Source organism: Paenibacillus sp. NPDC056579, assembly GCF_042793215.1.
GTDB lineage: Bacteria > Bacillota > Bacilli > Paenibacillales > NBRC-103111 > Paenibacillus_S.
On record NZ_JBHTVD010000011.1, the window covers coordinates 160,012 to 173,690 of the forward strand.

The following is a 13,679-nucleotide window of genomic DNA, read 5'->3' on the forward strand; positions in this document are numbered from 1 at the left end:
CGATTTAATAGCTGATCCTCATTGTTTTGATCTCAAAAGGCTTAAAGGTAAGCTGAACATCGTTTTTAGCCTCCAAAGCCTGAATATCTTCCTCCAGCATGTTGGTTAATGTGGCTTTCATTACATTCTTATTAAACGCCAGAGTTGAATTCGTATAGGTGCCTTCAGCTTCGTACAGTCTGATTATGTAAGCTTTTTCGTTATCTTCGCATGGCTTGATCGCTTCAATGATGATATTGGATTCACTAACGCTGATAAACTTTTCAAAGCTGCATTCACCTGGAATCATAATCGGCTTATAATTAAACTCATAGGCAGGCTTGATTACGGAATCTGCATCAAATCCGCTGCTATGCGGCAAAAAAGCATAGGAGCACATATGCTCGCCCTTGTCTCCCCTGAAATCCGGACGGCAGCCGCCTTTATGCAAGGTCAGAGCAACCTGTGAATGATGTACGGATATGCCGTACTTACAGTCGTTCAATATCGTGACGCCGTACCTGTTTTCTGAAAGATCGGTATATTTATGATTGCAAACTTCAAACTTTGCTTTTTCTATATCCGTATTGCGGGTTGTTGGGCGCTTTATGTAGCCGAATTGAAGCTCTTGTCTCGCAAAATCCGCAAAAACATTCGTATCAAATACGGTCTTCAGCAATCTATGATCATCTTGCCAATTCATCATCGTTTCAAATGTAACCTGCTTGCTGTCGCTATAAAAAATGATATCCTGAATCAAGCTTGATTTTTCGGTCAGCTTATATGTATTACGGATTCTAAATTCGACTAAACCGTCCGATATGATTTCGCTATCCAGGAGAACGGCACAATCCTTGAATTTAAGCTCAATATCGGCGTCGATGTCCCAGCTGTCCCAAGCGGTGGGCACATCCTCAGCGATAAGCAAAGTATTTAGGGCATAGCCTTGACCTCGTAGTTCTCTGTTCAGACTCTTGTCGATAAATGATGTAATATATTTTCTGTCATCAAGAACAACTCGGATTAGTGGAGTATCCAGTACAGTGCCGTCAAAAGCAAAGCAGGAGCCTTCTCCGGGATCGCCTGGAACTCGTTCAAGCACCACAGACGATAAAGCTTCTACGGTTACGCCTGAAACAGCCAGCTTTTTATTACCCGAAATATCCGTTACGATTTGCTGTTGGTATTCTCCTTTTACAACATACCCTTCTACATAATCCAGATAAATGACATCGCTGCGGTCGAACGATAATGTGTTTATTATCGAAATCTTGTTCTCCACCGCTTTGACCGGCACGATCTGTCTGATTAATTCATCGGCTTTTTGAATGATGTGCGTTGTTTCCGAAATACTTCGGTCATGGACTGCCGGAATCGAAGTGCCGGGCAATATGTCATGAAATTGATTGACAAGAAGGGTTTCAACAAGAGGCTTAATATGGATATCGCTGCATATGGAATCAGTATTCACTGCATTTCGGACTGTGAGGTATTCGAGATCGTGCAGACGGATTTCCGATAATCTGTTATTGCGTTTTATTGTATGCTGATTCGTGAGAGTTCCCCGATGAAGCTCCAGATAGAGTTCGCCGGCATATACGGAAGGGGATGTAATGGACTGCTCCAGCCTGCGCATAAAATCACCGACAAACATGGTCTCCACTCTCGGACACCCTTCCAAATCGCTGCATCTCCGTGCCATTTCAATCATTTCAAATTGCGGCCCGCCGCCGCCATCGCCAAAGCCGTAAGCTAACAGACGCATATTGGATACCGTTTTCTCTGCAATAGTATCTCTCGATCTATGTCCGTCCAATACGAAGTCAATGCAGGTTTCCGGATCGGGCCATAAATGGGTCTTATTCAAATGTGTCAACACTCTCGTACCATCCAGCCCCTGCCAGTAAAAGGTATCGTATGGGAATTTGTTGGTATCGTTCCACGCCATTTTGGTAGTAAGAAAATAATCGACCCCACAGCCCTTCATAATCTGCGGAATGGACGGACTATATCCAAACGTATCCGGCAGCCAAAAGCTGTTTGACATGTAACCGAAATTCTCCATAGTAAATCTCTGTCCCCATAGGAATTGTCGCAGCATCATTTCCCCGCCTACCAGATTACAGTCACACTCAATCCAGACAGCGCCATTCGGTTCATATCTGCCTGCTTTTACCGCATCTTTTATTTTTTCGAATAAATCAGGATAGTTGTCCTTAATCATTTTCCCATGATACGCAGAGCTCTGAACAAATTTGTACTCCGGATACTGCTCCATTAAGCTTATTTGATTGGAGAAGGTCCGGGTACACTTTTTAACGGTTTCTTCAATGGTCCAGCGCCATGCAGTATCCATATGGGAATGGCCGATAACTGCCGCAATGGGCGCTAGTGATGTATTTTTGTACTGATATAAGACTTTAATTAATTTGCTGGCTTGTTCAATGGCATCAAAAAATGCTTCTTGCTCGATATTATCAGGAGAATAATAAAGAATCTCATGAATCTGCGTTAACGTTCTAATGATATTTGCCCTGACAAAACTGTTTTTGTCCAGTGCCCTGGCCATTTGATTAAAGGTCTTCAGGTCGAAGTAAAAATCCGCTATGCTCTCGTTCTTTACACAGATATCCATCGACTTGTATGTGTGCATAAAATCGGAGCGCGGTGTCGCCGCTAATGGTTGACTCGCTATTGAAAAATGACCCGCATACGATTCCAATGCAATATCGATAATTTCTCCGGACTTCACACTAGACTTCAACAGATCACAGTAATGATTGCCATGGTTTGCGCTTGACGCAGACGTAAACGTCCCAAAAGGCGATCCGTTGACCCATAAAAGCGATTCGTGTCCTCCAACATGAGGTTTTAGAAACAGGGATTGATTATCTAATTGTTGCTTAACCTGGTATTTACCTTTAAACCAGCAATAATTCCCCTCGCCGCCCCACTTTTCACCCGGACTAGCCTTTATGAACAAATGACTCTCAGGGATTTGATGAAGTCTTTCCTGTGTCCTGTAAATTTCCGCATCAAAGGTATCTACCTTCGTGAAGATGAGCGGTTCTATCGTTTGTTCAAATCGTCTGAGCTTGCCCAGCATTCGTTCCGTCTGTTTTTCGTTCAGCATCTCTGTCTCCTCATTCCTTTTTCCAACTTTTCGTATATCTTCATCTCATCGAACAGTGCTACTTGACCTTCCTGGTATTGATGTCCTTAATAATGGCCTCATCCGCATCTCTTAGAGCTGTATTGATATCTTTGGCTCCGATGATCACGTTCTGGAATTCCTTCTTCACAATCTGTGATGCAGCATTACTATAACCTTGCAGCAATTCCGGACTTCTTGCAGGCGGCTCCGGGGCATATTGCTTCAGCATGAAATAGGCCTCGACTCGCTTTCCTTTATAAAGCGGATTGTTAGACATGAACAGCTTTTGAATGCTCGGTTCCTTCACTACAGGCGCCTTCCCCTTCATTGACAGTTCTTTTTGCACTTCATCCGAAGTCAAATAAGCGATCAATTGAAACGCCTCATTACGGTGCTTGCTCTGTTTAGTCAGGAGTAAATAAGTCGCATTGGCCTGAAAATTGACGCCCGGCTTCTCCTTATATGTCGGAACGGTTACAAGATCCCAATTGAAATTCACCTGGTCGCTATTATTATTGATTTGCATGGCTGAAAGCCCCTTTTCAAACAGAAGCTTATCTTCTTCCGGGTCAGATGTTTTTAAATCGAAGGTCAGTCCTGGAAGCTGATAAAATCTAAGGATGCTTTCCGCTAATTTCTTAAAATCCTCCGTAAGCAAAGCGGACTTCTCTTCTTTTGGATCCAAAATCGGCAAGGAGAGCTGATTATTTTCAAGAAGAACGTTCTGCCATCGCTCGCTGAAACCGCGGTATTGAACTCCGCCTTCGACTCTCGTGAGCTTCTTATCCAGCTCATACAATTCATCCCATGTCATACCGTCTTTGGGATAAGCGACCCCGAATTTATCAAATAAATCTTTATTGTATCTTAATGCGTAAACCGTGGACCAAATAGGCAGCCCGATGATCTTGTCTTGAAAATTCGACTTCATGATATTCACAAGAGCCGGTTCCAGGCGGCTTACATCATAATTATGTTTCTTAATCATGTCGTCGATATCTCCAAATGTTTCGAATTCCGTTAAGGCGGGTATGGCTCCTTTACTCCCTACAACAATATCAGGAACTGCATTGGCGGCAATGAGGTCACGCATTCCAGTACCGGTTCCGGGTACGATACCCTTTAAGGTGTAGTTCGGGAACTTCTTCTGGGCAATAGGAACGACAATTTCATCAAACTCCTTTTGGCCCATAGAGTTCAGAAAAAAAGTAATTTCAACGGGTCCTTCTGATACAACCTCATCGTTTTTCATTCCGCTGTCCGTAGCTGTTTTGCTGCATCCCGCTATCACCACGAAAATACATAACAGCGTAGCTAAAAGTAAACGTTTTCTTAACATCCAAGGCCCTCCTGCCATAATAATAATTTTCCCTATAAGTTCGAGTATCGATGCCTAAGTACTTACGTTAAATGTGTTCACCTCCCCGAGCCATTAATTATCCATCCCAGTAAAATAATGCGCTTACAATCGTTCGTTCCATAACGGGTTTTCATGGTTCGAAGTGATTATAACACTCCCGTTTTGATCTGTAAATATGATGTATATTCTTATATAACTTTTATATCAATTAGTTGATTGTGATATAACGAAAAATAGCATAGTCAAAGTGCATTGCGCACCGACTATGCTTTGGTAAACCGTGGTTTTGCAGATCAACAAACTCTCGTAATTTTTTCCATACGAAGTCCACCCGCGTTTTGGTTACGGACTTTAAGCTTTACTAATAAATAATATAGTTGTATATTTGATATATCAACTGATGATAGGGAGTGGAGATGAATATGTCTATTGCCCGGAAGAGGCTTCCCATGTATATACAATTGAAAAACTACATCATCCAACAAATGAATCAGGGCATTTGGAAGCCTGGAGATAAGCTCCCTTCGGAAAATGAACTCGCCGAGCAATTTAACGTCAGCCGAATTACCGTAAAAAATGCTATGGCCGATATCGTGAAGCAAGGACTTATTTATCGGATTCAAGGGAGAGGCTCCTTCATCTCCGATGACGACTCAGGACAGCTGCTTTCGTTTGAGCAAAAAGATGACAGCCGTCCCATCGTCGCATTCCTTATGCCTCGCCTCAATAACTTGTTTACAGCCAACCTCATGACCGGTATAGAACAGGAACTGGCCGATCACGGCTACCATCTCGCGGCTAGATTGACCCATAATAATCAGGATATGGAAAATAAAATTTTGAAAGAGCTCCACGAGCTCGGAGTAAACGGAATTATTATTTATCCGGTCGATGGGGAAACCTTCAACGATGAGATATTAAATTTAACTATTAATCATTTTCCCCTTGTCATCGTAGACCGATATTTTCGAGGACTCGACGCTAATCGTATTATCTCCGATAATTACACCGGTGCCTACGAAGCAACCAAGCATTTGACCGATCTTGGTCACACCAAAATCAGCTTTATCAGTACAAAGGTTTCCGGAACCACGAGTATCGAGGATCGATTGCACGGTTACGAGCAGGCATTGAGCGATTCCGGGCTGTTCATTGAATATCGCCTGAGACTAAGTTTGGGCGCCGCATCGCCCGTCGAACAAATCAGGAGCTATTTAGCCGATAATCCGGATATTAAAGCGATTGTGGCAACGAATGCGGCTATCGGTCTAATGGCCAAAAAGGCTGCGCAGGCTTTAAACCTGAACGTTCCGGGAGATTTGTCTATAGTCTGTTTCGACAATTATGAGCAGTCCGATTTGTCGGAGGTGCCGCTTACGTATATTAATCAGAACGAGAAAAATATGGGCAGAGAAGCTGCAAAGCTTGTTCTTTCGCTTATTGAGAACCCGAAGCAAGATCGATGCAGCATCGCTCTGCCCAGCCATCTTGTTATCCGGAGTTCGACTGCAAGCCCAGCTCTAGTTCGATCGGAAGCTTGATTTCGACGGCGGAATCATGGATTGGCAGTGCTTCGCTCACAGCATTACCGTTCCGGAGGAGTCGCGTCCGCGGGGAGGTTTTCCGGCATATTACTCGATGCTCCGGAAGGCGCAGGCTGTTCCGAGATTGTCGGTCCGTAAACGACTATCGAGCCGTCCTCGCGGAAAGCCATCCTGTCCATACAAACTTGACGGTTGCCGCCACCCGCCTTAGGATCTGTATGGGTGTGATAAACCATAAATAATTCCGAGCCGTCCGGCGATACCGTTACACTATGATGGCCCGGGCCTGAGATCTTCTCGCTATCGGTGAACAGGATCGGGTTCGCCTCATATTTCGTGAACGGTCCTAAGGGCTCGCTGCTTGTGGCATAACCGACAGAGTAATCCCGTTCCGCGAAGCAATTAGCCGAATACATCAAATAATAGAGCCGGTTATGCTTCACTACAAAAGGCCCTTCATTCCACCGCCAGCTCTCTCCGGATTTAAACTCCCATTCCTGATCAGGCTTCAGCAGGAGCTTGCCTTCCTGTTTGGGTGTCAGCATGTCATCCATCAACTCGAATCCGTAAATATGGCTTTCCCTACGGCCGTCAACGATATTTTCGGAGCAATCCCTGGAATAATAGAGAAACTTACGCCCGTTCTCTTCTACCATCACGTGGGCATCAATCGCCGCGTAACCGAAATCAAACATCGGACAGTCCAATATATCGACGAACGGCCCTGCCGGATGGTCGGCGATGGCAACGCCAATCCTTAAACTATCCTTCTCCTTCCAACGGGCTGTATAGTACATGTAAAAACGGTTTTGATGCTCCACAACCTCGGGAGCCCAAAATTGCTTGTAGCCCCAAGCCTTTTTATTTTTTACTTTTTCATAAACGAATCCTTCATCCTTCCAATGGATCAAATCGTCGGAGGACCATGCTTTAAACCCGAGATTGTTGCCTGCGGCATAAGTAGGGTAACAATAATACCGCCCATTAGATGCTTTCAAGATGAACGGATCGCCAATCTGTTGAATAGCCAAAGGATTGCAATAGGTTAGTTGACCCACGTTTGTTCACTCCCTTTTCGGTTCATGGCTGTTCCTTAGTCTTTCATCTGAAGAAAAGCCTTTAAAGATTTACTTATTTGTTGTAAGACGCAATGATGACCGTAACTCAAATCAAGCTGCATCAGTAGAGCTTTCAGCGCAAGCGCATGATCGCCAAGCGTTATGTTCCCCTTACCACGGCGCAAGCTTTTCGGGCAGCGGATCGATCGTCTCCGCCATACGATGGCACAGCAGCTCCATCATCCGAAGCTTGACACTCGCATGCTCGGACGAGCTCCACAAATTCCGTCTTTCCCCCGGATCCGTCTCCAGATCATAAAGCTCGCCGTCCTGGCGCGTATGATACACGACGAGTTTATGCGTACGGTCCCGTACCATCATCGCGTACTCCATGCCATAAGGCTTCCTGTTGCTGCTCTCGTAAGCTTCACAATACACGTCGCTGCGATGATCCGCCGTCTCGCCGCTCCACAGCTTCATCAGCGATTTCCCTTGCATGCCGGGGTGACGCTCGATACCGGCTGCCTCCAGGAACGTCGGCGCAAGATCGACAAGCTCGACGAAAGTGGACGGGCGATCAGGCTGCTTGATGACGGCAGGCCACGAAACGATCAGCGGCACGTGTACGGACGGCTCATAGAAGTGCGCCCCTTTCAAATAGACGCCGTGATCGCCGAGCAGCTCTCCGTGGTCCGACATGAACACGACGATCGTGTTGTCCAGCTGTCCGGTACGCTCCAGCGCCTCGAGCATACGACCGACCTGGTCGTCGATCAGTTCCACCATCGCGTAGTAAGCCGCCGTCAAATACCGGTGATCGGAATCCGACATTTTGTTGAAAGGGTATAGTTTCGGATTAGCGTAAGCTCCTTGATGGTCTCTTCTCTGACCGCTCGTTTTCGATTCCGGCTCGCCCTCGTAATAGTTCGGCAGCGGCAGTTCATCAAGCATGTTCAGATACCGCTTCAAGTAGCTTTCCGGAGGATCAAACGGATGATGAGGAGCAAAGATGTTGACCGAGAACACCCACGGCTGCCGCTTCCCCTCATGGGCTTGGATGTAATCGATCGCTTTCTCTGCGCACCAGGCCGCTTGATGGTCCTCCGCGTCCGGACCGTACACCACATATTCGCAGCCTTCCACCGGCCGCGCAGCAAACTTCTTGCCCTTCGCCCGCAGCCATTGGCTGTATTCGTTCGTCGCCCAATCGTCCTTTGGATGGTGAGACCAATGGAACATATCGTATCCGTCGTCGATTCTGTGCTCCGTTCCGTGAGAGGCAGTCGGGAAGCAGGCGGACAGATGCAGCTTGCCGGACAGTCCGCACGTGTAGCCTGCATCATGCAGCAGCTTGGTAACGAGTACCTCGCTGTCCGGAATGTTCTGCCCGTTTTTGCGCAGCCGGACTGTGCGCGGATAGCGGCCGGTCAGGAAGCTCCCCCTGCTCGGTGCGCAAACTGTCGATTGGCTGTATGCGTTTTCAAACAGCAAGCCGTTCGAGGCAAGCTTGTCGATATTCGGCGTCCTAACGTACTGGTTGCCGTAGCAGCCAAGTGAATCGAACCGCTGCTGGTCGGTGCAAATCCATAGTATGTTTGGTTTGTCACTCATGCAGTGTACCTCCATCAATGTTGAATTCGATTATGTGTCAAAATATATCATTAATTCGTATGGTAATATATAGCCCAATCGATTAGCTATGTTTCATTTTCGATTAATGAATGAACTGTAACAATGAACTGAAGGAAGGGCTTACCTCCGTATCGGACATTAATTTCGTGGCGTTAAAAAAGAAGAACCTGGCCGAAAATCCCAGGTTCCTCCCATGCTCCTCTTACTATCGGATAACTCCATGTCCGTGTCCGTTTATTCCGCTCAATGTGCTCGATTCAACAGCCAATGACTTCATGTTGAGAAGCCATGTTACTGCTTGTCTACTTTCTCCCTGTACCGTTTCCGGTACTCTCTAGCGCTCAAGCCTTCCAATTTGACGAACGATCGGCTGAACATATTCTGGTTCTGATAGCCGATCATTTCCGCGATGTCGCGGATCGGAATTTCCGTATTGACAAGCAGCTCCTTCGTTCGCTTCATTCTGGCCTGCTGCAAATATTCCATTGGCGATTTGCCGAACGTTTTGCGGAACAGCAGCCGCAGATGACTCTCGCTAATATACACGTTTCGCGCCAAATCTCCGATTTTCATAGTTTGATTCAAGTGCTTCTCAATATAGCTGCATGCCGTCTGGATTCTCGGATCGATCGTCACCGGCTGCTCGAGCAGGAACGGACGCATCAGCCTGTAAAATTGATAAAACCAGGCGCCGAACAAGCTTTGTACGTATAGTAGCGCTTCCGTCTCGTCCGCACTGACGTTTGCTGCCTTTTTCTGGGCTTCGAGCTCCGAGATGTTCTTGATGCCCAGTTGGTTCAAAATGTGATTCGTCTCTCTCAGAAGCGTGTAGGATAGATCGATTAGCTCCTGGAAACGTGTCTGGTCCTGTATGGCCGGTACGATCGGAAACCGGTACATGTCCACAAACTCCAACGAGCCAAGCTTCAGGTCACAGCAAACCGTAATGTACCTAAACAACTCGCGGTCGTTCGCATCTGCTTCTACGTAGCGAATCGTATGCGGCGGGATGACGACCAGATCGCCGCGTTTAATTTCATATGTCTTCTCATGAATCGTAATATGCCTTCTGCCGTCCAATATAAGCCATATGATTGTGTGAGGATAGGCGATTTTGCCGACACCCATGTCCGGTCTGAAATTCCATTCAATAATCCAATTCAATTTCAAGGAGAGGTTTTTGAGAAAACTTACAGCCTGGATGTGTCCCATTTCCGGCACCTCATTTGAAGCTTTTTACATCCTATTATACTGTTTTCACAAATCGCCTACTAGGTTATTTCACGACGACGCTAGTTAACTTTAATATTCTCGTTTAATTGTAAAGAAAGAGCCCCGAATTGTTCCCGCAAGCTTAGACTTTTGTCTAGCAAACTTAAATTTCCCTTCTAACTCCTTCGGTACCTCCATCCCCTCAGAAAGCTTAAAACCAACGGCCCGCTTCTTAGGATCATCAACCGTGTACATGACGTTGACCACAAGGCCATCCTCATAAAAGACATAGGCCATTTTGATATTGTCCACTTGAAACCGCGATGTTTCTAAAGGATTGGCCGTAAACTCAATATCACGTTCTTCATTTAAAATTCGGTTCACATAATCTAGAGTCTCCTGACTTTCGCTAGCTGGAACTACCGTAAATTCATGTTTATATTTGTTCATATAGTAACGGGCTTCATTAGCACGTAAACCCGCAAGCGCTTCTGCTATAGGGGAAGGCTCTAAACCAACCGTGGACACATGATTAAAATTTACGATATAGGACATTTGCTTTTCTCCTCTTATTCTTGATTTGCGTACAAAACGACTACAAGTTAGTTCATCTTCACCTTAAAGCCTGCGGCTCTTCGGACGAAGCGCCCACGAGACGAGAACGAGAATTACAAAACCAAGGGGGATGAATATGTGGTACGCATAAGCCCCGTAGTCTCCCACGAATGCATGTGATGCAGCTGCGCCTGTCATTCCAAAGAAAATGCCCGCGTATGCCCATTCTTTAAGCCTCGAAAAACCCGGCACGAGGAGGGCTATCGTCCCGAGCACTTTCCAAATCCCGAGTATGGTTAGAAAGTACACCGGATACCCTACAATCTCCACCGTCCCTAGCGTCCCCCATTGATGGGTTAGCTCTCCAATGCCTCCGCTCCCTAAAAAGAACGCTAGCAGCGAAGTTGTAACCCAATAAGCGATAATTTTTCCTCGGGTCTGATTTTCTACTTTCGCGGTTGTTTCCGTACCGATAATCGTACTCATTTGTTCCCTCCTCATAATTGATTCCATTGGAACTCACTCCGGTTGCAGACTTTCAAAAGCAGCTATTTGTTAATTAGACACTGTTCGGTGTCTCATTTATTATAGGACACCATTTAGTGTCATGTCAACAAGACTTTTTACCGTCAGTCGGTAAAACAAGGATCCTCATCGGACTGAGCTATCCTATTCCGTCATCAGACAAAAAAACACCGTCCCAATTATGGGATCGGCATTTTGGCAAAGATGAGGTTTACTTAACATAGGAAACCAACCTCATTTGTTTTATTAATGAATAGCATCCAACGCTCGCCTGACTTTTCTTGCAAAAACAAGAGGTCTCTCAACTGCTTCAATATTAATATAAATCAAGCGGGGCTGCTCGAATAGCCATTCGTTACGGACAGAAGTAACTATTATTCCTTGATTGCGAATAGCCCTAATGAATTTATTGACTTCTTTCTCTAAGAATGCCGCTCTTCCTAAACAAAGCGCTCTACCGGTTCTTTCATTTAAAGATTCGAACGAAAAAGAAGACGTTACTTGAAATCTTTTCCTCAGAATTGTTGCTCTTATTTCATTTCGATTGATCGTCGAGACGCATTTTCCACCGGCAAACCCTTGTTCACCCCCGATAATCCTTGAGAACCGCTCGCAAAGCGTAACGGTACGGGACATCCTTCATTCCTCCCCTGTTTTCAATTATGGTATGAGTACATGGACAGGATTGAACCGGATTATTGTCTAACTTATTTTGTTTTCGTCCCCGGAGAAATACCTATGGCATTCCGCATGAAACCGAAGGGAAGATGAACGCAGCTTTTCACGGAAATGATTTAATGATATTTGACATTAACCCTGATCAGGACGATCATATCGCCGGCCCATAGCAAAGCTACTTACGGGGTCAGGGGCGTTTATCCGATTTCGTTGAAGATTACCGTAAACGCTTTTCTGAGTGGAAGTAATCACGGTTTATTCCAGAAAAGCACGATGTACGAGGGTGCATGGCGAATTCCGCTTATCATTGCGGATCCGAGGCGACAAAAGTGGAGACAAGCAGCGACTAGCAGAATGGATGGATCTGCATCCAACCATTCTCGACTTCGCCGGTGTCGAGTATAAGAAGAGCAGCTTGGATGGCAAATCGTTAGTTTCACTATTACAAGGAGAGGCTGTCCAGCAAAAACCTTTCTCCACCACAACAAAACCGCAAAACCGGAACCCCATCGGAGCCCCGGTCCTCAACCTACCCAACTTCACTCAATTTCCCATCCCGAAAATACACAACCCGCTTCGCTTGCTGCGCAATCGCAAGGTCGTGCGTAATCAACACAATCGTCCTGCCGTGCTGATTTAAACTTTTGAATATATTTAAAATCTCCATGCCCGTCTTGGAATCCAGCGCCCCTGTCGGCTCATCCGCCAGTATAATTGCAGGATCCCCAGCCAACGTCCGCGCTATCGCAGCCCGCTGCTGCTGACCGCCCGAAAGCTCCGACGGCAGATGCCGCCTGCGGTCCACCATATCCACCGCTTCCAGCGCCTGCATGACAAGCGGCTCCCGTTCCTTCTTACTCATGCCCCGATAAATGAGCGGAAGCTCCACATTCTCATAAGCATTAAGCTGAGGCAGCAGGTTAAAGCTCTGGAAGACAAAGCCGATCTTCCGATTCCTAATCTCAGCCAGTTGCGCATCTTTGAGACGATTAATCTCCTTCCCATCGAGAACATATGCCCCATGATCCGCCGCGTCCAAGCAGCCTAAAATGTTCATCAGCGTCGACTTCCCCGACCCCGACGGCCCCATAATCGCACCAACTCGCTGTGAACAATCTCTAACGAAACATCATCCAACGCTCGAATCGTTTCCCCGCCAATCACATAGTTCTTGCTCACATGCTCCAACTGGATTAAGGTCATACGCTTCGCCTCCATTATCTGAAACCAAATAAATGAAGTATGCGACTCATCCGCTACGTCAGACCGACCTTACTTTTTCGCCTTATAAAACTCATGGTACAGCTTCATCAGCGCCCGCTTCTCAATCCGCGACACGTACGAGCGGCTGATGCCGAGCTCCTTCGCAATTTCCCGCTGTGTCCGCTCTTCTCCGCCATGCTCCAGACCGAAACGGCCCACCACGACCTCTTTCTCGCGGTCATCAAGAATATCCAAATTTTTGTAAATTTTGCTCTTCTCGATTTTTAGCTGCACTTTGTCCACGACATCATCGGCTTCCGTACCGAGAATATCGATCAATGTAATCTCATTTCCCTCCTTGTCCGTACCGATAGGGTCGTGCAGCGAAACGTCCTTGCGCGTTTTCTTAAGCGACCGAAGATGCATCAAAATCTCGTTTTCGATACATCTCGCTGCGAACGTCGCCAATTTGGTGCCTTTATCCGGCGAGAACGATTCGATCGCTTTGATCAGTCCGATGGTTCCTATCGAGATTAAGTCCTCCAGATCTTCCCCCGTGTTATCGAATTTTTTGACGATATGAGCAACAAGCCGCAAATTATGTTCAATCAATAAATTACGCGAGTGTTGATTGCCTTGGGCCATTAAGCGAAGGTGCTTTTCTTCTTCATCCTCTGCTAGAGGCTGCGGAAAAGCGTTGTTTTTCACGTAAGAGACCAGAAGCATTAATTCTTTAATAAACAGAGCAATTGCGGAAAAAAATCCAGGCACTTCAGCCA

The 13,679-nt window shown here is 46.2% G+C and carries 10 protein-coding genes and 1 pseudogene; 1 reads left to right on the top strand and 10 read right to left on the bottom strand.

Going from position 1 to position 13,679, the window contains the following annotated elements:
* Nucleotides 1-4 precede the first annotated feature (4 nt).
* Nucleotides 5-3,112: an alpha-mannosidase gene (locus ACFQ88_RS31730; protein WP_379460787.1), complete on the bottom strand. Its 3,108-nt coding sequence runs from the start codon at nt 3,110-3,112 to the stop codon at nt 5-7.
* 58 nt (nt 3,113-3,170) lie between these two features.
* Nucleotides 3,171-4,472 carry an ABC transporter substrate-binding protein gene (locus ACFQ88_RS31735; RefSeq protein WP_239633953.1) on the bottom strand — a complete coding sequence of 434 codons (1,302 nt, stop codon included), beginning with the start codon at nt 4,470-4,472 and terminating at the stop codon, nt 3,171-3,173.
* A 470-nt stretch (nt 4,473-4,942) separates the two neighbouring features.
* On the opposite strand from ACFQ88_RS31735, the gene ACFQ88_RS31740 reads away from it, so the two are divergent.
* A complete protein-coding gene (locus ACFQ88_RS31740) occupies nt 4,943-6,034 on the top strand; it encodes a GntR family transcriptional regulator (protein WP_379460789.1) in 1,092 nt (363 codons plus the stop codon).
* Between the two features lie 44 nt (nt 6,035-6,078).
* On the opposite strand, the gene ACFQ88_RS31745 is transcribed toward ACFQ88_RS31740, so the two are convergent.
* From ACFQ88_RS31745 to sigK, 8 genes and pseudogenes are all read right to left on the bottom strand, one after another.
* Nucleotides 6,079-7,095 carry a glycoside hydrolase family 43 protein gene (locus ACFQ88_RS31745; protein ID WP_379460791.1) on the bottom strand — a complete coding sequence of 339 codons (1,017 nt, stop codon included), beginning with the start codon at nt 7,093-7,095 and terminating at the stop codon, nt 6,079-6,081.
* Between the two features lie 171 nt (nt 7,096-7,266).
* Nucleotides 7,267-8,706 (bottom strand): sulfatase family protein, encoded by a 1,440-nt coding sequence (locus ACFQ88_RS31750; protein WP_379460793.1) that lies wholly within the window; start codon nt 8,704-8,706, stop codon nt 7,267-7,269.
* 312 nt (nt 8,707-9,018) lie between these two features.
* On the bottom strand, nt 9,019-9,939 hold the full coding sequence (locus ACFQ88_RS31755) for a helix-turn-helix domain-containing protein (RefSeq protein WP_379460795.1): 921 nt from the start codon (nt 9,937-9,939) through the stop codon (nt 9,019-9,021).
* 90 nt (nt 9,940-10,029) lie between these two features.
* Nucleotides 10,030-10,494: a phage tail protein gene (locus ACFQ88_RS31760; protein ID WP_379460797.1), complete on the bottom strand. Its 465-nt coding sequence runs from the start codon at nt 10,492-10,494 to the stop codon at nt 10,030-10,032.
* A gap of 63 nt (nt 10,495-10,557) precedes the next feature.
* Complete coding sequence (locus tag ACFQ88_RS31765) at nt 10,558-10,980, bottom strand: DoxX family protein (RefSeq protein WP_379460799.1); 423 nt, start codon at nt 10,978-10,980, stop codon at nt 10,558-10,560.
* 285 nt (nt 10,981-11,265) lie between these two features.
* A complete protein-coding gene (locus ACFQ88_RS31770) occupies nt 11,266-11,655 on the bottom strand; it encodes a DUF1259 domain-containing protein (protein WP_239633945.1) in 390 nt (129 codons plus the stop codon).
* Nucleotides 11,656-12,226: 571 nt separating this feature from the next.
* Nucleotides 12,227-12,900: pseudogene (locus ACFQ88_RS31775) on the bottom strand (ABC transporter ATP-binding protein).
* Between the two features lie 69 nt (nt 12,901-12,969).
* Nucleotides 12,970-13,671, bottom strand: coding sequence for an RNA polymerase sporulation sigma factor SigK (gene sigK / locus ACFQ88_RS31780; protein ID WP_239633943.1), 702 nt, complete (start codon nt 13,669-13,671; stop codon nt 12,970-12,972).
* Between the last annotated feature and the right edge of the window lie 8 nt (nt 13,672-13,679).

Coding starts and splice junctions, on each gene's coding strand:
- ACFQ88_RS31730 (WP_379460787.1), bottom strand. CDS start 3,112: ATGCTGAACGAAAAACAGACGGAACGAATGCTGGGCAAGCTCAGACGA.
- ACFQ88_RS31735 (WP_239633953.1), bottom strand. CDS start 4,472: ATGTTAAGAAAACGTTTACTTTTAGCTACGCTGTTATGTATTTTCGTG.
- ACFQ88_RS31740 (WP_379460789.1), top strand. CDS start 4,943: ATGTATATACAATTGAAAAACTACATCATCCAACAAATGAATCAGGGC.
- ACFQ88_RS31750 (WP_379460793.1), bottom strand. CDS start 8,706: ATGAGTGACAAACCAAACATACTATGGATTTGCACCGACCAGCAGCGG.
- ACFQ88_RS31755 (WP_379460795.1), bottom strand. CDS start 9,939: ATGGGACACATCCAGGCTGTAAGTTTTCTCAAAAACCTCTCCTTGAAA.
- ACFQ88_RS31760 (WP_379460797.1), bottom strand. CDS start 10,494: ATGTCCTATATCGTAAATTTTAATCATGTGTCCACGGTTGGTTTAGAG.
- ACFQ88_RS31765 (WP_379460799.1), bottom strand. CDS start 10,980: ATGAGTACGATTATCGGTACGGAAACAACCGCGAAAGTAGAAAATCAG.
- ACFQ88_RS31770 (WP_239633945.1), bottom strand. CDS start 11,655: ATGTCCCGTACCGTTACGCTTTGCGAGCGGTTCTCAAGGATTATCGGG.